This is a genomic window from Synechococcus sp. A10-1-5-1 (assembly GCF_023115425.1).
Lineage (GTDB): Bacteria > Cyanobacteriota > Cyanobacteriia > PCC-6307 > Cyanobiaceae > Vulcanococcus.
Window position 1 is genome coordinate 727,378 of record NZ_CP096032.1, and the last position, 20,544, is coordinate 747,921.

Annotated in this window: 21 protein-coding genes; 11 read left to right on the forward strand and 10 right to left on the reverse strand. The window is 65.1% G+C overall.

The genetic code is table 11. The features are described from left to right. Positions 1–144: 144 nt before the first annotated feature. The 6 genes from MY494_RS03870 to MY494_RS03895 all read right to left on the reverse strand — a co-directional run bounded on the left by MY494_RS03870 (position 145) and on the right by MY494_RS03895 (position 2,991). Positions 145–375 (reverse strand): hypothetical protein, encoded by a 231-nt coding sequence (locus tag MY494_RS03870; RefSeq protein ID WP_247911433.1) that lies wholly within the window; start codon positions 373–375, stop codon positions 145–147. A 284-nt stretch (positions 376–659) separates the two neighbouring features. Beyond that, on the reverse strand, positions 660–854 hold the full coding sequence (locus tag MY494_RS03875) for a hypothetical protein (RefSeq protein ID WP_247910437.1): 195 nt from the start codon (positions 852–854) through the stop codon (positions 660–662). Between the two features lie 229 nt (positions 855–1,083). Further along, on the reverse strand, positions 1,084–1,407 hold the full coding sequence (grxD, locus tag MY494_RS03880; RefSeq protein ID WP_247911434.1) for a Grx4 family monothiol glutaredoxin: 324 nt from the start codon (positions 1,405–1,407) through the stop codon (positions 1,084–1,086). A 16-nt stretch (positions 1,408–1,423) separates the two neighbouring features. Further along, positions 1,424–1,657 carry a BolA family protein gene (locus tag MY494_RS03885; RefSeq protein WP_247911435.1) on the reverse strand — a complete coding sequence of 78 codons (234 nt, stop codon included), beginning with the start codon at positions 1,655–1,657 and terminating at the stop codon, positions 1,424–1,426. 48 nt (positions 1,658–1,705) lie between these two features. After that, positions 1,706–2,233 (reverse strand): hypothetical protein, encoded by a 528-nt coding sequence (locus tag MY494_RS03890; RefSeq protein WP_247911436.1) that lies wholly within the window; start codon positions 2,231–2,233, stop codon positions 1,706–1,708. A gap of 26 nt (positions 2,234–2,259) precedes the next feature. After that, positions 2,260–2,991 carry a lysophospholipid acyltransferase family protein gene (locus tag MY494_RS03895; protein ID WP_371820706.1) on the reverse strand — a complete coding sequence of 244 codons (732 nt, stop codon included), beginning with the start codon at positions 2,989–2,991 and terminating at the stop codon, positions 2,260–2,262. A 122-nt stretch (positions 2,992–3,113) separates the two neighbouring features. Here MY494_RS03895 and MY494_RS03900 point away from each other — a divergent pair, with 122 nt between their 5' ends. Both MY494_RS03900 and MY494_RS03905 read left to right on the forward strand, forming a co-directional pair. Beyond that, positions 3,114–3,863 carry a pyridoxine 5'-phosphate synthase gene (locus tag MY494_RS03900; RefSeq protein ID WP_247911437.1) on the forward strand — a complete coding sequence of 250 codons (750 nt, stop codon included), beginning with the start codon at positions 3,114–3,116 and terminating at the stop codon, positions 3,861–3,863. Beyond that, positions 3,860–4,180: an MgPME-cyclase complex family protein gene (locus MY494_RS03905; RefSeq protein WP_247911438.1), complete on the forward strand. Its 321-nt coding sequence runs from the start codon at positions 3,860–3,862 to the stop codon at positions 4,178–4,180. The genes MY494_RS03900 and MY494_RS03905 overlap by 4 nt, the downstream gene beginning before the upstream one ends. A 2-nt stretch (positions 4,181–4,182) precedes the next feature. Here the strand turns inward: MY494_RS03905 and MY494_RS03910 are convergent, their stop codons facing one another. Further along, on the reverse strand, positions 4,183–4,542 hold the full coding sequence (locus tag MY494_RS03910; protein WP_247911439.1) for a hypothetical protein: 360 nt from the start codon (positions 4,540–4,542) through the stop codon (positions 4,183–4,185). Positions 4,543–4,645: 103 nt separating this feature from the next. Here MY494_RS03910 and MY494_RS03915 point away from each other — a divergent pair, with 103 nt between their 5' ends. The 6 genes from MY494_RS03915 (at position 4,646) to MY494_RS03940 (ending at position 16,102) form a co-directional block, all read left to right on the forward strand. Continuing rightward, positions 4,646–5,281, forward strand: a complete 636-nt coding sequence (locus MY494_RS03915; protein WP_247911440.1) for a metallophosphoesterase — start codon at positions 4,646–4,648, stop codon at positions 5,279–5,281. Between the two features lie 3 nt (positions 5,282–5,284). After that, complete coding sequence (locus MY494_RS03920; RefSeq protein WP_247911441.1) at positions 5,285–8,542, forward strand: exodeoxyribonuclease V subunit gamma; 3,258 nt, start codon at positions 5,285–5,287, stop codon at positions 8,540–8,542. After that, entirely contained in the window at positions 8,539–12,153 is a 3,615-nt protein-coding gene (locus tag MY494_RS03925) for a UvrD-helicase domain-containing protein (RefSeq protein WP_247911442.1), read from the forward strand. Before MY494_RS03920 ends, MY494_RS03925 begins: the two co-directional genes overlap by 4 nt. Next, positions 12,150–13,814: an exodeoxyribonuclease V subunit alpha gene (gene recD, locus MY494_RS03930; protein ID WP_247911443.1), complete on the forward strand. Its 1,665-nt coding sequence runs from the start codon at positions 12,150–12,152 to the stop codon at positions 13,812–13,814. The genes MY494_RS03925 and recD overlap by 4 nt, the downstream gene beginning before the upstream one ends. A 9-nt stretch (positions 13,815–13,823) precedes the next feature. After that, positions 13,824–14,177 (forward strand): phosphomannose isomerase type II C-terminal cupin domain, encoded by a 354-nt coding sequence (locus tag MY494_RS03935; protein WP_247911444.1) that lies wholly within the window; start codon positions 13,824–13,826, stop codon positions 14,175–14,177. 92 nt (positions 14,178–14,269) lie between these two features. Further along, on the forward strand, positions 14,270–16,102 hold the full coding sequence (locus MY494_RS03940; protein WP_247911445.1) for a DEAD/DEAH box helicase: 1,833 nt from the start codon (positions 14,270–14,272) through the stop codon (positions 16,100–16,102). 20 nt (positions 16,103–16,122) lie between these two features. Here MY494_RS03940 and MY494_RS03945 read toward each other — a convergent pair whose 3' ends face one another. Then, a complete protein-coding gene (locus MY494_RS03945) occupies positions 16,123–16,323 on the reverse strand; it encodes a hypothetical protein (protein ID WP_247911446.1) in 201 nt (66 codons plus the stop codon). Between the two features lie 323 nt (positions 16,324–16,646). Between MY494_RS03945 and MY494_RS03950 the strand changes: the two genes are divergently transcribed. Beyond that, positions 16,647–17,048 carry an RNA-binding protein gene (locus MY494_RS03950; RefSeq protein ID WP_247911447.1) on the forward strand — a complete coding sequence of 134 codons (402 nt, stop codon included), beginning with the start codon at positions 16,647–16,649 and terminating at the stop codon, positions 17,046–17,048. 126 nt (positions 17,049–17,174) lie between these two features. Here MY494_RS03950 and MY494_RS13195 read toward each other — a convergent pair whose 3' ends face one another. Next, positions 17,175–17,300 carry a hypothetical protein gene (locus tag MY494_RS13195; RefSeq protein WP_256463425.1) on the reverse strand — a complete coding sequence of 42 codons (126 nt, stop codon included), beginning with the start codon at positions 17,298–17,300 and terminating at the stop codon, positions 17,175–17,177. Between the two features lie 185 nt (positions 17,301–17,485). Between MY494_RS13195 and MY494_RS03955 the strand changes: the two genes are divergently transcribed. Further along, on the forward strand, positions 17,486–19,276 hold the full coding sequence (locus MY494_RS03955; RefSeq protein ID WP_247911448.1) for an ABC transporter ATP-binding protein: 1,791 nt from the start codon (positions 17,486–17,488) through the stop codon (positions 19,274–19,276). Between the two features lie 111 nt (positions 19,277–19,387). Next, the gene (locus MY494_RS03960; RefSeq protein ID WP_247911942.1) at positions 19,388–20,284 is read left to right on the forward strand and encodes an LCP family protein; all 897 of its coding nucleotides are present in this window, start codon (positions 19,388–19,390) and stop codon (positions 20,282–20,284) included. Here MY494_RS03960 and MY494_RS03965 read toward each other — a convergent pair. Further along, positions 20,281–20,499 (reverse strand): DUF6737 family protein, encoded by a 219-nt coding sequence (locus tag MY494_RS03965; protein ID WP_247911449.1) that lies wholly within the window; start codon positions 20,497–20,499, stop codon positions 20,281–20,283. The two genes, MY494_RS03960 and MY494_RS03965, sit on opposite strands and share 4 nt — an antisense overlap. Between the last annotated feature and the right edge of the window lie 45 nt (positions 20,500–20,544).

Below are 20,544 nucleotides of genomic sequence, written 5' to 3' on the forward strand. Positions count from 1 at the left end.
ATTCAGCTAGCCAGGGCCACTTCCAGCGTCTCTTGGAGTTCGCCGGAGTCATCCATCCAACCCAGCCTGGCCAAGGGATCTCAGCGATCACATGGCCCCGGCAGCCGAGCCAAGCCTTTGGCCCTAAGCAAAGGCTTGGTGCCCCTAGTGACTCAACATCCCAGCTCGATCCAACTGGTCCCCGTGCAGCTCAAGCCAGTGGCAAGCCAAGTTCGAGAGCGAACGACCCTGAACATCGCTCTGCTTGAGCATCCGCTCATAGAGCGCCCAAGGCACGGTGATGGTCATGCGCTGCGGCTTGCGGATGGCCAGCTCATAGCGACGAGGGGCCTGCACTGCGGTGGAGGAGATGGCGAGACAAGGGTCCTGGGGCATGCCGAGTGAATGGAATATGAGGAAATTCTTAAGGGCTACAAGTCCTTTGATCAACCCTTTTTCGAAGCGGAGACATAACCGAAAAGCCAATGAGACACTGCAATTGCTATCGCGCCGCCGTTAAGCCTGTAGCGAAACTGTAGTCATATCCAGAAGCTTGCAAAAAGCGCATCACCGAAAGTGCTGCACGCCGCCGCGGACTTACCGCAACAGCTGTCTCATGAGACTCAGGTGTAACTGCCTTATGTCTGTGGGGGATTCCCAGGTTTGGCGGCTCAGGGCTATCAGCTCATGAGGATGTAGCCCGCCCGCAGGCCATTGAGCGCCGCAACCAGTGCCACGGCCCAGATCAGGGCAATGAACCAGCCCTTTTGGGCTTGGTCTTGAGCCCCCTTCCACATCGCCCCATAGATGCTCAAGGCGATGAAGACAGCGATCAGCTCAATGAGCCAGAGCAGGGGGTCAACAAGGATAGACATCCCTTACCTCGTGGAGCCGGTACCTATCCAATCGCTCCAACTTCTAATCCCGATATCCCCTTTTGGGATCAGGCTCACTCATTGGATGGGGTACACCCTCAGCGCCAGAGGGCGAAAGCAGGCATTGATCGTGGGAGTCCTTGAGTTTGGCCAAGACCTATTCCCTGGCGTCTCCGGGCACTAAAAAGGGGCCCAGCAGGGCCCCGATCGTTTCAGTCAAACCAGAAGATCAGCTAGCGAGAGCAATCTCAAGTTTCTCTTTTAATTCACCGGAGTTATACATCTCGATCAGGATGTCCGAGCCGCCAATGAACTCCCCATTGACATAGACCTGGGGAATAGTGGGCCACTCGGAGTACTCCTTGATGCCCTGACGGACTTCCATGTCGGAGAGGACATCAAAGGTCTCAAAGGGGACAGCCATGGCGTTGAGGATCTGCACCACGTTGTTGCTGAAGCCGCACTGGGGCATCAACTTGCTGCCCTTCATAAAGACGAAGATCGGGCTGCTGCCCACCAACTGATCGAGGCGCTGTTTGATGGCGGAATCCATGGGATGAATCGAGAAATCAGAAGGGGGTTGAGGTCTGCAGGGCGAGGGCGTGAATCGCTTCGCTGGCTAGCTCAGAGCGCAGCGCGCCGTAGACCAACTGGTGCTGCTTGATCCGGCTGAGCCCCTCAAAGGCTGAGGAAACCACCTTCACCTGCAGGTGATCTCCGCCGCCGGTGAGATCTTCCACCTCAACGCAGGCATCGGGAAGGGCGACGCCAATGGCGGCCTTCACCTGGTCGGGATGAACCATGACCTCAGATCAGTGAGCTTGGAACTGTAAGAAGACGGGCCACTGAATTCAGTTGCCCGCGGCCGAACCACCGGCGAAGGGAGTGGTAACGAAGCCCAACTCGAGCAGGCTCTGGTACGCCTTCTGCCCCATGGGGTTGGCCGGAGTGGTGATCTGCACCACTTCCACCAGCAGGGGAACGGCGGCGGCCGGCTGGTTCATGCGGCGCAGCAGAGCCGCCAGACGCAGGTCGATCTTGGCCTGCAGTTCCAAGGCGTCCCGGCCTTTCTGATCCATCTCGCGGGGAATTCGAGCATCGAGGCCGCGGAAGGAACCGCTGAGGCTGCGGTAGAAGCGGGTCAGGTTCTGGGCGCCTTCCCGAGCCGAGTCGTAGTCAGCCTTGGCCTGCTCGAGGTTGCCAGCGGCAGCGGCGGCATCACCGGCAGCCACCTTGGCCTTGATGGCGCTCAGGTTCAGGCCCGAGCTGGGGGAGGCCAGGACCTTCTGGGCGTCCTGGGCCAGGGCGGATTGCGAGAGGAGAGCAGGGACAACCGCCGCCAGGGCGGAGAGGCTGAAGGCGGCGAGCTGCCGGCGCACGGGACCACTTGCGAAGTGGGTGAACTCTACGGGCGTTGCAAAGGGCGCCCCACCGCCTGCCGCGCCAACCCCTCTGCGACCTCCAGCTTCTGCGTGAGCTCTGCTGTCAAGGCATTGATCTGCTCTCGCTCGGTGCCTTGAAGGCGCATCGGAGCGCCAAAGCAAAGGGCGGCCTGATCACCAAAACGCGGCTTGGCATGGCCATAGGCAATCCCAACTGGAACCACCTGAACCGCCACACCCTGACCTTCCGCCAGGGCCGTCAGGCGGGCCAACCCCGGCATCAGGCGCATGGCCGGATCGTGCTGGTTGATCTTCCCCTCCGGGAACATCACCAACTGATTGCCGCCACCGAGAAGATCGACGGCAAAGCGAAGGGACGCGGCCGCGGGTTTGCGGGGGTTCACCGGGAAGCACCCCAGGCGATGCAGAAACCAACCCTGCAAACCGGTCATCTCATCGCTGGTCACCATGAAGCGGCAATCCCGGCCGCTCACTCGGCGGCCGGCCGCGTGGGGAAGCATCAGTGCATCCCAGCGAGAACGATGGGTTGGTGCCAGCAGCACCGGCCCCTCAGCCGGAAGGTTCTCGCGGCCAAGAACCGTCAGACCACCACCAAAAAAGCCCTTCAAGGCCACGTCCTGGGTCAACACCATCGCCACCGGCGCCAGCCAGGGGTTGATGCCGTTGCAAAGACTCTTCTCGCGCTCGCTCAGGGCCTCCGATGCCGTGCCTGCCGCCGCCATCGGACTGAACACCTTCGCCAAAACAGTTGATCGAACCTAGGGGTGATCCCTTCGCGAAAGCGCTGGAAGCAGGCAGTTAATCGAGCGGGCCTGGGGGCGCCATCCATAGGATCCGCCTAGAAGCAGCGGTTGCCATGGCGAGCCTTGGCGTCAACATCGATCACATCGCCAATGTGCGCCAGGCCCGCCGCACGGTCGAACCCGACCCGGTGAGCTATGCCCTGCTCGCCGAGCTCGGCGGCGCCGATGGCATCACGGTGCACCTGCGGGAGGACCGGCGCCACATCCAGGACCGGGACGTGGAGTTACTGCGTCAGGTCGTTCGCAGTCGCCTGAACCTGGAGATGGCAGCGACAGCCGAGATGGAGACCATCGCCCTGCGCATCCAACCCGACATGGTCACCCTCGTGCCGGAGAAGCGCGAGGAGGTCACGACCGAGGGCGGTCTCGATGTGGCATCCCAGCTGAGCAGCATCAAAGGAATCTCCGGCCGTCTCCAGGACGCCGGGATTGGGGTCAGCCTGTTTGTCGACGCCGATCCCGCCCAGCTCGAGGCCTGCCAGGCCAGCGGCGCCCGCTGGGTGGAACTGCACACCGGCACCTACGCCGAGGCCAGCTGGCAGCACCAAGCCAAGGAACTGGCACGGATTACCGAGGGCACCTTCATCGCCCGCAGCCTGGGCCTGCGGGTCAACGCGGGCCACGGCCTGACCTATCAAAACGTTGAGCCCATTGCCGCCATCGAGGGGATGGAAGAGCTGAACATCGGCCACACCATCGTGGCTCGGGCCCTGGCGGTGGGTCTGGAGGAAGCCGTGCGGCAGATGAAGGCTTTGGTCCAGAATCCCCGCCGGGAACCCCTCTTCGGCAGCACCAGTTCATGACCCTGTACCACTTCGTGGCCGCCAGTGAGGCCTTCCTCACCGTGGAAGAGCCCCTCGATGAGGTGCTGCGCGAGCGTGTCCGCAATTACGGCGAGCAGGGCAAGGCCATCGACTTCTGGCTGGTGAAGCGGCCGGCCTTCCTCCAGGCCCCCGAGCTCAAGGCCATTGCCGACCAGGTACCCCAACCCGCCGCTGCGGTGGTCTCCACGGATCCGAAGTTCATCGACTTCATGAAGCTCCGTCTGGAGTTCGTGGCCAAGGGCAGCTTTGAGGCCCCCTCCAGCACGATCCCCGACGCGCTAGCCAGCGCCACCTGAGCTCAGAACAGCCCCAGGAACTTCTTGCGGGGCTGATCCCCATCGGAACGGCCCTGCGCTCCGTCCTGCTGATAGCGGGGCTTGGCATCGCCGATGGTGAGTACCGCCTCCTTGTTCTTCCACCAGATCCAGTCGCGGATCGGAGGCGTCCGGATGAGTTCCGCCTGGGTCAATCCCAGGCCCAATTTGGAGGAGGCGTTCAAAAGCACCTCCACCATTTCGTCACCGTTGGCGCATTGGGCCAGCGCTTCGTTGGTGCGTTTAGCCCCGTCGAGGGCATTGACCAAAATCGCAACCCGCCGTCCCACCGAGAGGCTGCGGGGATCGACCGGCTGGGGGCTCTCCGGGGTCTGGCTCTCCATCCAGAGTGGCGCGGTTAGGGGGAAGCTATCGCGTTTTCAGCCTCTGAGAGGGGATGCCCACAAGGGGCTGACAGATGGTCAAGCCTCCGGCCAGAGTGGAGCCATGACGACCGCCAGTCGCAAAGCCCGCCACTGGGTCATCGGTGATGTGCACGGCTGCTCGGGGTCCCTCGAGAGCCTCCTGGCGCAGTTGCCTGCGGGCGATCGTCTGATTTTTTGCGGCGACGCGATCAACCGCGGCCCCGATACCCCCGCGACGATGGAGCGGATCTGGGGTTTGGTGGAGAGCGGCCGCGCCATCTGGCTGCGTGGCAACCACGAACAGGACCTGATCGAAGCCCTGCGCACGACCCCCAGCAACGGCGGCGCTGGCGCAGAGACCCGCCGTCAACTCGGCCCTGAGGGTTGCGTCCTCTGGCTGAAGCGACTGGAGCAACTGCCTCTGGCCTACTGGGGGGAAGGCTGGGTCGCCACCCATGCCGGCTTCAACCCCAGCACCTGGCAACCGGATCTGCGGGTGCGGATGGGCTTCTGGGAGCAGTACGACGGGCGCTTTGGCGATGTGGTGATTGGCCACACCCCTGGCCCGAGCGTCCGACACCTACCCAACATCGTGATGGTGGACACCGGCGCCTGCTACGGCGGAGACCTGAGCGCCTATTGCCCCGAGAGCCGCGAGGTGGTGTCAGTTCCCGGCCTTGCCCATAACCTGCAGACGCCCAGCCTGAGCCCCGTCTGAGCCTTGCTCACGGTCTACCGCAGCAATCGCGCTGAGCTGCTGGCTCGCGTCCTGGCCACGAACTTGCAACTGCATCCGCCAGGGCTGCTGGAGCAAGCCCAGGTGGTGGTGAACACCTGGCCCACCAGTCGTTGGCTGGGGGAGCAACTGGCCCTAGCCAACCCGGCCGGCATCGCCGCGAATCTGCGCTTCCCCTTCCCCAGCAGCCTGCTGCGGCAACTGGTGAACGCCTGGCTCGAGGAGGAGGCCCCCCCCTCCACCGGTCCCGATCCCTGGCGGGCCCAAAACCTGGTCTGGCCGCTACTGGAGCTGCTGCCGGAACTCTTGCAGAGCCCAACGGCGCAGCCCCTGCGCCAATGGCTGGCCGTTCGCTCCTCCGGACTGGAGAAACTCGATCAGGCCCTCTGGCAACTGGCCCGGGCGATCGCCGATGCCATCGATGACTACGGCCTCTATCGCCCGGCCATGCTGGAGTCCTGGCTCAGCGAGCAACCCCAGGCACTCCCAGAGGGCTTGCAGTGGCAACCGGAGCTGCTGCGGCGTCTGGTGCAGCGCCTGGGTTGCCTTCCCTTTGGCGTCCGGGCGCGGGAGCTGATCGGCCGGCTCCAGGCGGGCTGGCGACCCGAGCTGGAAAGCGATCAACCACTGAGGTTTTTTGGCCTGAGCAGCCTGGCCCCGGTGCAGGTGGAGCTGCTGCAGGCCCTCTCCGCCGTGCGCCAGGTCGAGCTCTACATGCTCACCCCCTGCCGCGATCTCTGGCAGCGCAGCGGCCCCGCGGCCCAGAGCGATCCCCTGGCGGCGGACTGGTTGCTAAGCGTCCCCAGTCTGGAGGCCCGCTTTGGCCGGCTTGGCGCGGAATTTCAGCAATTGCTGGAAGGAACAGGCGAGAGCCAACTGGGCCAGTGGCAGGAGGGGGATCTCTTCTTCGCCCCCGCCACCGTCGCCCGCCATGGCGACCGGGAACCCTCGCTGCTGGAGCAACTGCAGGAGCAACTGGTCTCCGGCGAACCCGAAGCCGATCAGCCCCTGAGGCGCGCTCCACAGGACCGCTCCCTGGAGTTCCACGCCTGCCCGGGCCGCCTGCGCCAACTCCAGGTCGTGCGCGACCAGATCCTGCAGCTGCTGGCGGCAGACCCGAGCCTGGAACCGCGAGACATCTTGGTGATGACACCCCAGGTGGAGGCGTTTGCCCCGCTGGTGGCGGCCGTCTTCGGCGATGCCGAGGCAACAGGGGTACGTCTGCCCTGGCGCCTGACAGACCGCAGCCAACAGAGCGAAGCGGGCATCGCCCAAGGACTGCTGGCCCTCCTGCAACTCGGGGGAGAACGCCTGACGGCCACCGCCCTGGAGAGCGTGCTGAGCTGTGGCCCACTGCTAGCGGCCCAGCAGCTCGAAGCCAGTGCGTCGGGGGAACTGACAGCGCTGCTGCAGCGGGCTGGCTTCCGCTGGGGACTCGATGGGCGAGACCGCGGCGGGGATCCCAGCCACAGTCTCAGTTGGGCCATCGATCGGCTCGTGCTGGGTCTGGTGCTCCCCGAGGTCCCGGGCCTGGCCCCAGGCGACACCGCCCCCATGGCCCTGAGCGGGAACCTCGAGCAACAGGGGCGCTGGATTGCCCTGCTGCGGCAGCTGCTCAGCAGCCTGCGTTGGTTCGCCCAATCGCGGCAGGTGCCGGAGTGGGTGCAGGGCCTGCGGGAGCAACTGCCCCTGCTCTTTGGCGACGGTGGGGACTGGGCTTGGGAGCTGCAGACCATCCACGCCGCCCTGGCGGACTGGCAGGCGGTGGCCGCAGACAGCCCCCTGGAGTTAGCGGCCCCCGTCGTGGCCGATGTCCTGGCAGAAAGGCTCAGCGAAGGCAGCGGCCGCTTTGGCCACCGCTCAGGGGCCCTGACCATCAGCGCCCTCGAGCCGATGCGGGCAATCCCGCACCGGGTGGTGGTGCTGATGGGACTGGATGCCGGGGCCTTCCCCCGTCAACGCCAACGGCCGGGCTTTCATCTGATGGAACACGGCCGTGAGCTCGGAGATCCCAACAGCGGCGATCAGGATCGCTATGTCCTGCTGGAGGCCCTGCTCTCAGCCCGGCAGCACCTGCTGCTGAGTTGGAGCTGCCGCGATGAGCGCACCGGCGAGACCCTGGAAGCCTCAACTCCGGTGCGGCAATGGTTGGAGCTGCTGGGCCAACAGCTAGGCAGCGCTGCAGTTCCCCTGCGGGAGCACGCCGCCAATGCCTTGGAGCGCAGCAACTTTCTCGAGATGGCTCCCTGGCCAGCGGCGAGTTGCGACCAACGCCTCCTGCAGGTGCGGCAACAGCTCGAGCAAGGCGACCTGAGCTGCCAGCAGGGTCTGGCCTTCAGCACCCCACCGAAGGCTGCACCGGTTCCCGAGGCTTCTCCCACCGCGGCCTGGAGCGATCTGCAGCAGTGGCTCCAGGCGCCCCAACGCCTCTGGCTGGAGCAACTCGGCATTCGGCCTAAGGAATTCGATCAGCCCGTGCTCGATCTCGAAGCCCTGGAACTGGGGGAACGGGAGCGCTCCGGCCTACTGCGCCGCGAGTGGGAGGAGCAGCAGGACGAGTCCCTGAGTCCCAACTGGCGCGAACTCGAGCGGGGCCGGGGGCTGCTGCCTCCCCTGGCCGCCGGTGCCCTGGAGGTGGAGCAATTGGAGCAGCGCTGGGAGAGCCTGCGCAGCTGCCTGGCCCTGTTGGGGGAGCCGGAGCAGCAGCCGCTGCAATGGCAGAGCTACGGCACCGAGATCAGTAGTCGCGGCGGCCAGTTGGTGCTGGTCCACACCGCCAAACCCCGCTCGCCCCAACGCCTGCAGCTCTGGCTGGACTGCCTCCTGGCGGCGGCCGCCGGCCTGGAACTGCGGAGTGCAGCCCTGGTGGGGCGCGATCGCCATCGCTTCCGGGTGCTGGAGCGCTACGAGATCCCAACCCCGGAGCGAGCCAGAGAGCTCTTGGGGCAACTGCAGCGCTGGCGGGACGATCACCGCATGGACTGCTGGGGTCTACCGCCGGAGACCGGTTGGGCTTATGCCAGCGCCGAGGGCAGCAGGCCGGGGCAAGGGCGCGGCTGGGCCAAGGCCAAGGACACCTGGGAGGGCGGTTTTCAACAACGGGCCGAGCGGGACGACCCTGTGCAGCGGGTCTGCTTTGGCTCTGATCTGCCCCTGGGCGACCTGCTCACCCCGGAGCTCCAGGCCCTGGCCCTAGCCCTGTACGGGCCGCTGCTGGAGTGCCGCAAGGAGGTCAAGGCATGAGCCTGGCCGCCTTTGACGCCAACGCCTTCAGCCTCTCGCCGGGGATCCGGCTGCTGGAGGCCAGCGCGGGCACCGGCAAGACCTTCGCCCTGGCCCATCTGGTGCTGCGGCTGCTGAGCGAGGGAGCACGGCCCCTGGAGGTCGAGGAGGTGCTGGTGGTCACCTTCACCGATGCCGCCGCCGCTGAATTGCGGGACCGCATTGCCCGGCGTCTGCAGGAGGCCCTGGTCCTGCTCGATGCGGAGAACGCCGAGGCCGATGAACCGTTGCAGCAGTGGCGCTCGGCCCTGGACGCCGAGCAGGTTCTTCGGATCAAGGGACGGTTGCTGCTCGCCCTGGAGCGGCTGGATCGCGCCGACATCACCACCATCCACGGCTTCTGCCGCCGGACCCTGCAGCGCCATGCCCTCGAAGCCGGCCTAGGCCCCGACGTCGCCCTGGAGAGCCAGGGGCGCGAGCGCAGACAGCAGCTGGTCCACGACTACTGGCAGCAGCAGGTGCTCCCCCTTCCGCCCCATCTGGTGGCGGGGCTGCAGAGCCAACAGGTCACCCCCGACCAGCTGGTGAACCTGCTGGGCAGCCTCGATGGCGACCCAGCGCTGCAGCTCGCCCCGTTGCCCGAGGGCTGGAGCAGCGCCCTGAACCTGGCGGAGCAACTCGGCCCCTACTGGAACGCGAGCTGGGAGCAGTTCAGATCCGCCTGGGAAGCCCGCAGCGAGGCCCTGGAGCAGGACTTCGCCGCGGCCGCGGTGGAGCTCAAAAGCCTGGGGGTCGACTACAAGCCCTATCGCCTCAAGGCCAAGCCCGATCGCCTGAATCGCGTTCAGACCTGGCTCTCCCAGCTGGACGCTCCCGCCGGATACAGCGCTGTTCTGCAGCAGGAGGACCTCAAGAAGTACTTCCACCCCGGACCCTTCACCAAGGCCGCCGCTCCCGCCCACGGCGATCAGGTCTCCCTACCCCAGGCCCCGCTGCTGCGGGCCATTGCCGCGGTCGTGGAGGGACCAGCCGAGCTGGCCCTGCTGCACTTCTGCCATTGGGGCCGAGCGGAGCTCCAACGCCGGCGCGCGCGCAGCGGTGAGATCAGCTTTGGCCAGCTGCTCGAGCAACTCGACCCGGGACGGGACGCCACTGCTGCGTCAGCTCTCCTACGGGCGGTCTCTCACCGCTACCGGGCGGCGCTGATCGATGAGTTTCAAGACACCGACCCGATCCAGTGGCGGATCCTCAAGCGGGCCTTTGCCCAAGAGCCCAGCCGGCATCTGCTGGTGATGGTGGGTGATCCCAAACAGGCGATCTACCGCTTCCGCGGCGGGGAGCTGCAGACCTACCGCCAGGCAGCTGAGGAAGCCGATGGGCGCTTTGGCCTATTCGAGAACCGCCGCTCCAGCAGCGAACTGGTGGCAGGCTTGAACGCCCTGATGCGGCCCGGGCTGATCCAGAGCCGGCTGGAGGTGCCGGCGGTGCTGGCCAAGGCCAGCAAGGGGAGCCTGGAGCTCCCCGGCAGCCCAGCGCCGCTGCAGCTGTTGGAACTCGATCCAAGCCAGAGTCCGGAGGCCCAGGTGGCGGGGCTCTGCCAGGACCTGCTGAGCCAGGGCCTGCAGCTGAACACCGCGGACCGCAGCCGCCCGATCAACCCGGGCGACATTTGTCTCTTGGTCAGCCGCCACGACCAAGCCGAGGCACTCCGGGCAGCCCTGGAGCGACGGCAGATCCCGAGCCGCCTGGTGAGCCGCGGTGATGTCTTTGAAAGCCTGGGGGCCAGTGCCCTGCAGCGCTTCCTCGATGCCCTGGCCCAACCCGGCCAATTAGGGCGCTTGAAATTGCTGGCGGCCTCCGCCCTGCTCGGTTGGTCCGCCGCCGAGATCGAAGCCAGCAGCTCGGCCCAGTGGGATCAGCTGACGGCGGAGTTGAGCACCTTGGCCGCACGTCTGCCGAAACTCGGCTTAACGGCGGCCTTGGCTCACCTGCAGGGCACCGAAGGCTTGGCACGGCTCTCCCTACGGGGCAGGGCCCTGGCGGATGTGCAGCAGGCCGCCGAACTGGTGCAAGAACAGATGCACCGCCAAGGCCTCGGGGCCCAAGCGGCCGCAGACTGGCTCAGGCGGCTGCGGCTCGAAGAGAACCGGGACACCCCCGAGGCCCATCTCTGCCGCAGCGATGCCGCCGAAGCCGCCATTGCCGTGGTCACGGTGCACCGCAGCAAGGGACTGGAGTACCCCCTGGTGATCTGCCCCTATCTCTGGAAAGCCCCCAAAGCCGCCAAGCGCCTGGGCCGCCGCTGGACAGCAGACGGGCAACCCCAACTGGATCTGCACCTGCAGACCCACTGGGGGGTGGGCCGGCTCGCCGCCCAACAGGACCTGCAAGCCCAGATCGCCGAGGCCGAGCGGCTGGCCTACGTGGCCTGCACCCGCGCCCAGCACCTCCTGGTGCTGGGCTGGCCCGGCCCTGACCAAGCCGACACCGGGAACCCCCTCAGCGGCTGGTTGCTCGAGGGGGATCAGGAACGGGAGCTGCCGCTCGAGCGGATCCAGGCCTCTGGGGAGATCAGCCAGCCCTGGCAACCCGCACCTGAAGAAGGCCAACTGGGCCTGGGGCCCCGTCCCAAGCGATCCCTCGACAGCAGCTGGGGCCGGGCCAGCTACTCCGCCTGGGCGCACTCGCAGGTGAGCCTGCCGCCGGAGGTGCAGGAGGAGGGCCGAGACACCGATGCCCTGAGCGATGGCTTTGAGGAGGCCCTGCTGGAGGAGAGCAGCGCAGCCAGTGGTGCGGCGTCCTGGCCAGACCTGGGCCCCCTGGCCCACTTCCCCCGGGGTTCAGGTCCTGGCGATGCCCTGCACCGAATCCTGGAGCGCCTGGATTACGGCGCGGTGAGCCGCGGGGAACGGCAGGACGCCGATGCCGTGATCGAGCAGGAGCTGCAGCGCGCTGGCCTGGAGGGGGACGCCTGCGACGGACTCTTCGAGGCCCTGCAGCAACTGATGCAGACACCCCTCGGCGGCCCCCTGGGCCCCTGCCGACTGGGGGACCTCCAGGCCGGGTCCTGGCTCAACGAGATGAACTTCGACCTCCCCTTGGCGACCCAGGGCGGGGAGGTGCGGGTGGTGCGCAGCAGCGGACTGGCCCAGGCCTTCGCCCAAAACCCCGGCGGCCGCTTTGGCGCGAGCTATGCCAAAACGCTGCAGGGGCTTGAGGTGGCCAGCAGGGGCTTTCTGACCGGGTCCATCGACCTGCTCTTCTGCTGGGAGGGGCGCTGGTGGGTCGCGGACTGGAAGAGCAATTGGCTCGGCCAGCGGGATCGTCTCGGCAGCGTCACCCGCTGCGGCCCCAATGACTACTCCGAGTCGGCAATGGAGACCCTGATGGCGCGTAGCCACTACCCCCTTCAGGCCCATCTCTATCTGGTGGCGCTGCATCGCTATTTGCTCTGGCGACTGCCGAACTACAACCCCGTCCAGCACCTGGGGGGCTACGCCTACGTCTTTCTGCGAGGCGTGCCAGGCCCCACCCCAGATCCAAAGGCCCCCACCCCCGGGGTGCTGGTGGATCAACCCAGCCTCAAGCGGGTGATGGCCCTCGATGAACTGCTGCGGGAGGGCCAACCATGAGCGCCCTGAGCGCCGCCGTCCTTGAGAGCCTCCAACGGCTACTCCCCCCCCAGCGCAGTAGTGCCCTACTGCAACCCCTGGTCCAGGCCCTGATCGAGGCTTTGGAAGAAGGCGAGCTGGGACTCGATCTACGGGGCCCTGAACCGGATGGATTCAACACCGAGGACTGGCCTGCAGGCGCTGTCTCCGCCCTCGAGGAGGCGGGCTGGCTGGTGGGCGCCGAGCAAGCCAGCAGAGCCCCCGAAGCCCCGGTCGTTCAAGACGGAACGGTCCTGCGCTGGAGGCGCTGGCACGAGCAGCTGCATCAGTGCCTGGGTGCACTCGAGCAGCGGGCACAACGCCAGTTGAGTTGCAGCGAGGCGGAGCGACAAGGGGCGGTCACGGCCGCAGCAAAAGCAGGCCTGGACCCCCGCCAATGCCAGGCCGTCTCCGCCGCCTTGGGCCAAGGGCTGGTGCTACTGACCGGCGGCCCCGGCACCGGCAAGACCTCAACGGTGGTTCAGATGCTCGCCGCCTGCCTACGCCAAACGCCGTCCCTTCGCATTCAACTGGCCGCCCCTACCGGCAAGGCCGCGGCCCGCCTGGCGAGCTCCGTCAGCAACGGAAGCCAAAGCCTCGAAGCGGAGCTGGCCCAGCGCCTGCAGATGCTGCCCAGCAGCACCCTGCACCGGCTGCTGGAGGCCCAAGGGGAGCTGCGCTTTGGCCGCAACCGGCGCCACCCACTTGAGCTGGATCTGCTGGTGGTCGACGAACTCTCGATGGTGGATCTGCCGCTCATGGCCGCCCTGCTGGAGGCGTTGCCAGCGGACGCGCAACTCCTGCTCATCGGGGATGCCAACCAACTGCCGCCGGTGGGAACCGGGGCCGTCCTCGAGGAGCTCTGCCGGCCAGAACGACTGCCGCGATTGGGGGAGGCCGCCGTCGAGCTTCGGACCACTTACCGCAACGACGGAGCCATTGCCGCTTTGGCCGAGCAGCTGCGCCAAGGAACAAGTGGACTTCAGGGGGAGGTGCTGCTTGAACTGCAGCCGAGCCTCCAGGCCTTGGATCCCCACGGGAATGTGAGCTGGCTCGAAGCCTCAGGCCGCACCCTTCCGGCACCACTGCTTCAGGCGGTTCAGCACCAAGCGTCGGCCCTGCGCCAGAGCTGCCAAGCCCTGGACTGGCAGGAGGGACGCCCGGACCCCGAGCAGAGCGCAGCGCTGTTGGCGCAACTGGAGGACCTGGTCGTCCTGAGCCCGATCCGCCAGGGTCCCTGGGGGGTGGAGGCGGTGCACCGCGCCCTGCTGGGCGACCTCGCCAAGAGCACCCCGATGCACTGGCCCCCTGGCACCCCTGTGCTCAATCGCCTGAACCGTGCAGATCAAGGCCTGGCGAATGGCGACATCGGCGTCGTCCTGCAGCACGGCGCGGAACGCCGGATCCTGATGCCCGGTCAACGGCTCCTCCACCCCGCCCAACTCAATGGAGCAGAGCCCGCCTTTGCCCTGACGGTGCACAAATCCCAGGGGAGCCAATACAAAGCTGTGCAGTTCCTGCTGCCGGCAAATCGGCATCTGGATCCGCGCTTGATCTACACAGGCCTGACCCGGGCCCAGCAGCAGGCCACCTTGATCACCCCGGTTGGAGCCTGCAGCAGACAAAACCAAGGCCCGACCTAGCCTGCAGCCATGGCGGAGCCAGGGATCGTTCACCGGCCTTGGGGTTGGTTTGAAACCATCGGTGCCGGTGAGGGGTACCTGGTGAAACGCCTCTGTATCCAGGCCGGCCACCGCCTCAGTCTTCAGCGCCATCACCACCGCTTGGAGCACTGGGTCGTGGTCAGTGGCTCCGGTCAACTCGAATGTGACGGGACCTCGATTAAGGCGGAGGCGGGAACCACCCTGCTGGTGCCCCGCGGCGCGGTGCACCGCGCCGCCGCGATGGATGAAAACCTCTTGATCGTTGAAGTTCAGCGGGGCGAGCACCTCAGCGAGGAGGACATTGAGCGGCTTGCAGACGACTACCAAAGGGTCAAGTGTTAAGTTGACTCTTCACCCTTTGTGAAGGGCAAGGCAGTTTCTTAAACGGGTGTCTGCCGGCCTGTCGACGAAGGATTCAGGCCCAGATCAACTACGTGACCAATACCCCCTGCGAGAGCTCCACCAGCTCTGTGGATCTCAGCGCGCTCGATTTGGCTAGCAGCCAGGACAGCGCCCCGAGCGAAAGCATCGAAATCACGACCGCACAACCCAGTGAGAAGACGGGCTTTACAGCCTTTGGCTTCTCCCCTGAAATTCTCGAGGCCCTCGAGGAGATCGGATACCGCGATCCCTCCCCGATCCAGCAGGCCGCCATTCCCGAGCTGATGCTTGGCCGCGACCTGGTGGGGCAAGCCCAGACCGGTACAGGTAAAACCGCCGCCTTCGCCCTGCCGATGCTGGCGGCCCTGGATGAGAACCAACGAACCCCCCAGGTGTTGGTGCTCACCCCGACCCGGGAGCTGGCCATCCAGGTGGCCGACTCTTTCAAGAGTTATGCCGCGAAGCTCCCCCACCTACGGGTGCTTCCTGTTTACGGCGGATCAGATTTCCGCGATCAAATCCACAAGCTCAAGCGAGGTGTGCAGATCGTGGTCGGCACCCCCGGCCGGGTGATGGATCACATGCGCCAGGGCACCCTCGATGTCTCCGGGCTGCGCAGCCTGGTGCTCGATGAGGCCGACGAGATGCTGCGGATGGGCTTCATCGACGACGTCGAATGGGTTCTGAGCCAGCTACCCGAGAAGCGGCAGGTGGTGCTCTTCTCGGCAACGATGCCCAGCGAGATCCGCCGGATCTCCCACCAGTACCTCAATAGCCCCGCTGAGATCACGATCAAGACCAAGGGGTCGGATTCCAGCCGCATTCAGCAGCGCTTCATCACCGTCAACGGTCCAATGAAGCTCGAGGCCCTGAGCCGCGTGCTCGAGGCCGAGACCAAAGAAGGGGTGATCATCTTTGCCCGCACCAAGGCGATCACGGTCACCGTGGCCGAAGCCCTGGAAGCCAAGGGCTACGGAGTGGCAGTGCTCAACGGTGACGTAGCCCAGAACCAACGGGAGCGCACGATTGAGCGCCTCAAGAACGGCACCGTTGACGTGCTGGTGGCCACCGACGTAGCTGCCCGCGGCCTGGATGTAGACCGGATCAGCCTGGTCGTGAACTACGACATCCCCTTTGACTCCGAGGCCTACGTGCACCGGATTGGTCGCACGGGCCGCGCTGGCCGCACCGGTAACGCGATCCTCTTCGTGACCCCGCGCGAGCGCCGCTTCATCACCGGACTAGAGCGTGCTGTTGGCCGCGCCATCGATCCGATGGAGATCCCAACCAACGCAAGCATCAACCAGAGCCGCCTGGATCGTCTGCGGGAGCGCCTGAGCCAAACCGTGAACGGGCTGAATACTGAGGAGAACAGCAACCTCAGCGAACAGCAGGCCCTGCTCTCAGAAATCATCAAGCGGGTTGGCCAAGAAAGCGAAGTCAGCCCTGAGCAACTGGCCCTGGCTGCCCTGCAGATGGCTGTTGGCGATCAGCCCCTGCTGGTCCATGACGACGAGAACTGGATCCGCCAACAACCTCAGTCCCGCGATGGTCGCCGCAACGATCGCTTTGGCGATCGCGATCGCGGCCCCCGCAATGCCCCCGGCGGCCGCCGCGGACCCCGCGATCAGGACGGCCCCCCCGAGGACCACATGGATCGTTTCCGCATCGAGGTGGGCTGGCGCGACCGGATCAAGCCCGGAAACATTGTGGGAGCCATTGCCAATGAGTCCGGCCTCAACGGCCGCAGCATTGGTCGCATTCAAATCTTCGACAGCCACAGCCTTGTGGACCTACCCAAGGGCATGCCCGAGGACGTTTTCCACAACCTGAAGCGCCTAAAGGTGTTGAATCGCGAACTTCAAATCTCTCGCGTCCAGGGCTAAATCAAGCCAGCCAACGGGCCTCAAGCACAGAGGCCCGTCACGGATTCACTGGACAATGCGGTGAGCTCAGCCACGCTCATGCTCTCGACGGCCATGACCAAAGTGGGCTGCACCTCTTCGGTTTCGATCGCCACAAGGGTCTGAAGCAGGTCAAAGCGATCCTGGGGTGCGAGCTCCCCGCTCTTGCTCCAAGCCAAACTCCAGGGGACTGGTGCCGTCATCAGGGGCTCCCGATAGCGGGTGTTCGTTTGCTGACAATGGGACAATAAATGGGGATCAACCGGATTCTTCGGTTTCCCTTCGGTCTTGCTTCAAGGCCCGTTACCGCTCCAATAACAGAACAGATGGAGCGAGCCAATCGTTCGTCGCCGATCGTCCGTCGCTGCGTGGTCAGTGGCTCATGAAGACGCCCAAAACAATCGCTGGACTGCACCGTGAGTTTTGGAGGGCGGCACTGTAGGGTGATTCTGATTCCAAAAAGCTTTCAGGCTCCACACGGAACCCCACAGCATCAACGAATCAGTTTTCAGGTTCCGTCTAAGGAATGACCATTTACGTTGGAAACCTCTCGTTCCAAGCAGAACAAGAGGATTTGCTTGACCTGTTCAGCCAGTACGGCGAGGTCAGCAAGTGCAGCCTGCCCCTCGATCGCGAGACCGGCCGCAAGCGCGGCTTCGCTTTCGTCGAAATGGCGAGCGACGCTGAAGAGCAAAAAGCCATCGACGACCTCCAGAACGTCGAATGGATGGGTCGCATGATCCGCGTCAACAAAGCGACCCCCCGTGAGGGCGGTGGCGGCGGCGGCGGCGGTCGTGGTGGCTACGGCGGCGGCTACGGCGGTGGCGGCGGCAATCGCGGCGGCGGCTATGGCGGCGGTGGCGGTGGCTACGGCGGTGGCGGCGGTGGCGGCTACGGCGGTGGCGGCGGCGGCGGCAATCGCTGGTGATTGAGTTGCGCTCTAGGCCTCACGGCCAGGGCGCTACTCCCCCAAATCCCAAGAAAAATCCCTGTCCAAGGCCCATCACGGGTCCTGGTACAGGGATTTTTTGATGCTGAGGGGACAAGCCAACGCTCAGGCGCGGACCTCGAGCGCCTCGCTCTCCATCAGATCCTGCAGCTGGTCCCGCTGCCACTCCTTGCAGCGCACTTCGGAGACGGGATGAATGGGCTGCAGCTCGCCTTCACGGGGCTCAGGCAAGGCACTTCGAAGTGAGCGCCTTCTCAGCTTGGCCGTCCAGCGATGGAAGCGATGAAACGATCTCGAACGGGTCATACACACCCTCCTGTCAGAGACACCACGGTTCTAACGCTGGTGCGATCAGGAAATCAGTTCCTCGTGAGCAGCTTCATATTCAATTCAGCCCGCCGGCGTTGAATGGCGCCATGACCACAGCTCAACCCCCACTGCGCCGTCTGCTGCGCGCCCTTAGGCCCCATCGCCGCTTGGTCCGGCTTGCAGCGCTCTGCTCTGTGCTGAACAAGTTGTTCGACTTGGCACCGCCGGTGCTGATTGCCCTAGCGGTGAATGTGGTTGTCCAGCAAGACACCTCCTGGCTGGCCAGCTGGGGAGTGACCTCGATCCCCGGGCAACTCGGGGTCCTGGCGGGACTCTCGTTTGTGATCTGGAGCGCGGAGTCACTGTTCGAGTACCTCTATGCGCTGCTCTGGCGCAACCTGGCCCAGACGGTGCAGCACGAGCTCAGGCTGGAGGCCTACGACCATCTCCAACGCTTGGAGATGGGCTTTTTCGAATCCAGCTCCAGCGGCCGACTGCTGGCGATCCTCAACGACGACATCAATCAGCTCGAACGTTTTCTTGACCACGGCGCCAACGAGGTGCTGCAGCTGATCACAACCGTCCTGGCGGTGGGGGGCGCCATGGTCTGGCTTTCGCCAACGGTGGCTGGGGTCTCCTTCCTACCCATTCCCCTGATCCTCTGGGGCTCCTTGCACTTCCAGAAGCGCCTGCAACCGCGCTACCGCGAGGTGCGCGAGCGGGCAGGGGACCTGGCCAGCCGACTCGCCAACAACCTCGGAGGAATGCTCACCATTAAGAGCTACGCCGCCGAGCAGTGGGAGACCGATCGCCTCTGCAACCAGAGCCGTGCTTACCAGAAGAGCAACAGCAAAGCGATTCGCCTCTCGGCAGCCTTTATTCCTCTGATTCGCTTCGCGATCCTTTTTGCCTTTCTGGCGATCTTGGTCATTGGCGGCCTTCAGGCCTGGCGCGGAGCGATTGATGTCGGCACCTATTCCTTCCTGGTCTTCATTACCCAACGCCTGCTCTGGCCGCTGACCAGCTTGGGGCGAACCCTGGATGACTACCAACGGGCCATGGCCTCGACCCAGCGGGTTCTGGATTTACTCGACACCCCCATCGCCATCCCCAGCGGCCATCGCCCACTGCCCAGCCAGAACGTCCGCGGTCAGATCCGCTTTGAACGGGTGCGCTTCGGCTACAGCGGCCGGGACCTGCTGCTGCGGGACTTTGATCTGGAGATTCCCGCCGGCAGCACCCTGGGAATCGTCGGGGCCACGGGCTCCGGCAAGAGCACCATTGTGAAACTGCTGCTGCGCCTCTACGAATTGCAGAGCGGAACGATCCGCATCGATGATCAGCCTGTCCAGGAGTTGGAGCTGGGGGACCTGCGCAAGGCGATTGGCCTGGTGAGCCAGGAGGTCTTCCTCTTCCACGGCACCGTGGCCGAGAACATTGCCTACGGCAGCTTTGACGCTTCTCGCGCTGCCATCGAGCAGGCGGCGCAACTGGCGGAAGCCTCACGCTTTATCGAGGCCTTGCCGCAGGGCTACGACACGGTGGTCGGAGAGCGGGGTCAACGCCTCTCCGGGGGACAGCGCCAACGGATTGCCCTGGCCCGAGCGATTCTCAAAAATCCGCCCGTGCTGATCCTTGATGAGGCCACCGCTGCGGTGGACAACGAAACCGAAGCGGCCATTCAGCGCTCCCTCGAGCGGATCACCGCCGAGCGCACCACCTTGGTGATTGCGCACCGCCTCTCCACCGTGCGCCATGCGGATCGGATCGTGGTCATGGACCAGGGACGGATCGTGGAGAGCGGCAGCCACGAGGAGCTCATTGCGGCCGGCGGGGCCTACGTCAATCTCTGGCGCGTTCAGGCCGGACTGCGCCAGAACGAGGCCCTAGCTCTCTAACCAGCCAAAGAACTGGCACCAAAGCAAGGGGGCCCACAAGATGGGCGGCAGAAAAAGAAATAAATTGTGAGAATGAAGAGTCCCATCCTGAAAACAGCCCCAGCCAGTCCGATGCCCCGCCGCCGCGATGAACGCGGCGCGATGTTGACGGCCATTGGCTTTGGGCTGGGTGGTGGACTCCTACTGGCCTCTCCAGTCGCGGACTACCTCAGTAGTCCCCAGGTGAGCGAGCGCCATCAGCTGGTCAATCCCTTCAGCAGCTGGAACAGCCTCAGCGACGCTGATGTGGTGATCCTCGGGACCGATGTGGGCGGCGGCAACACCGATGTGATGTACACCATGCGTGTGCAGAACGGGGTCACCAAGCTGCTGCAGGTGCCCCGCGACACCTACATCAATTCCAGCAGCTTTGGCCCGGTGAAGGCCAATGCCCTCTATGCCTATGGCGGCCCCGATGCCGTGAAGGCCGAGCTCTCAAAGCACCTTGGGCGGCCGGTACGCCACCACATCTTGGTGAACCTGGCGGTGATCCGGCGCCTTGGTGATGCCCTCGGCGGCCTTGAGGTCAACGTGCCCAAGCGCATGTGGTACCACGACAACACCCAAGGCCTGCACATCGATCTGCAGCCCGGGAGACAGGTTCTCAAGGGCCGAGACCTCGAAGGCTTCCTGCGCTTCCGCCACGACGAGATGGGTGACATCGGTCGCCTGGATCGCCAGCGCTTGGTGCTCAAGGCCCTGTTCAAACAGATCACCCGTCCGGAGAGCCTGGTGCGCCTGCCCTCGCTCCTGGCCGTCGCCGGCAAAGACCTGCGCACGGACCTCGGGCCGATGGAAATCGGTGGCTTGATCAGCGCCATGGGCAGCACCGAACTCAATGCCGAGCGCCTCGGCGGTCAGCCCTTCATGCATGAGGGCGTCAGCTATTGGAAAGCCGAATGGCCGGAAGCAACCGCGGCCGGAGCCGCGGCAGCGGGAAGCTCCGAGCGCTTCAAATTCCTCTTCTAGGGCTCCTCAAGAGCACCGGAGCGATAGGCCGAAGGAACGGCGACAAGAAACAGACCCCACCAGGCCAGAACAGCAACGGCCACTGGTGCGCTGATCCACCAGCGGTGCAGCAGGAACCAACTGGCGGCGATCACCAGTACTCCGGTCAAGAGGATCGACCAGGGCTGGCACCACCAGGGCTTCAGGCTCCAGAACGCGGGTTGGGACTCAGGCATGGATTCAGAACGAGCTCATCTCAGCAGTTCTCCATAAGCTCCCCG

Excerpts from the sequence above, each read along its gene's own strand:
- MY494_RS03870 (WP_247911433.1), bottom strand. The coding sequence starts at position 375 with ATGCCCCAGGACCCTTGTCTCGCCATCTCCTCCACCGCAGTGCAGGCC.
- MY494_RS03875 (WP_247910437.1), bottom strand. The coding sequence starts at position 854 with ATGTCTATCCTTGTTGACCCCCTGCTCTGGCTCATTGAGCTGATCGCT.
- grxD (WP_247911434.1), bottom strand. The coding sequence starts at position 1,407 with ATGGATTCCGCCATCAAACAGCGCCTCGATCAGTTGGTGGGCAGCAGC.
- MY494_RS03885 (WP_247911435.1), bottom strand. The coding sequence starts at position 1,657 with ATGGTTCATCCCGACCAGGTGAAGGCCGCCATTGGCGTCGCCCTTCCC.
- MY494_RS03900 (WP_247911437.1), top strand. The coding sequence starts at position 3,114 with ATGGCGAGCCTTGGCGTCAACATCGATCACATCGCCAATGTGCGCCAG.
- MY494_RS03905 (WP_247911438.1), top strand. The coding sequence starts at position 3,860 with ATGACCCTGTACCACTTCGTGGCCGCCAGTGAGGCCTTCCTCACCGTG.
- MY494_RS03910 (WP_247911439.1), bottom strand. The coding sequence starts at position 4,542 with ATGGAGAGCCAGACCCCGGAGAGCCCCCAGCCGGTCGATCCCCGCAGC.
- MY494_RS03915 (WP_247911440.1), top strand. The coding sequence starts at position 4,646 with ATGACGACCGCCAGTCGCAAAGCCCGCCACTGGGTCATCGGTGATGTG.
- MY494_RS03925 (WP_247911442.1), top strand. The coding sequence starts at position 8,539 with ATGAGCCTGGCCGCCTTTGACGCCAACGCCTTCAGCCTCTCGCCGGGG.
- recD (WP_247911443.1), top strand. The coding sequence starts at position 12,150 with ATGAGCGCCCTGAGCGCCGCCGTCCTTGAGAGCCTCCAACGGCTACTC.
- MY494_RS03935 (WP_247911444.1), top strand. The coding sequence starts at position 13,824 with ATGGCGGAGCCAGGGATCGTTCACCGGCCTTGGGGTTGGTTTGAAACC.
- MY494_RS03945 (WP_247911446.1), bottom strand. The coding sequence starts at position 16,323 with ATGACGGCACCAGTCCCCTGGAGTTTGGCTTGGAGCAAGAGCGGGGAG.
- MY494_RS03950 (WP_247911447.1), top strand. The coding sequence starts at position 16,647 with ATGACCATTTACGTTGGAAACCTCTCGTTCCAAGCAGAACAAGAGGAT.
- MY494_RS03955 (WP_247911448.1), top strand. The coding sequence starts at position 17,486 with ATGACCACAGCTCAACCCCCACTGCGCCGTCTGCTGCGCGCCCTTAGG.
- MY494_RS03960 (WP_247911942.1), top strand. The coding sequence starts at position 19,388 with ATGCCCCGCCGCCGCGATGAACGCGGCGCGATGTTGACGGCCATTGGC.
- MY494_RS03965 (WP_247911449.1), bottom strand. The coding sequence starts at position 20,499 with ATGCCTGAGTCCCAACCCGCGTTCTGGAGCCTGAAGCCCTGGTGGTGC.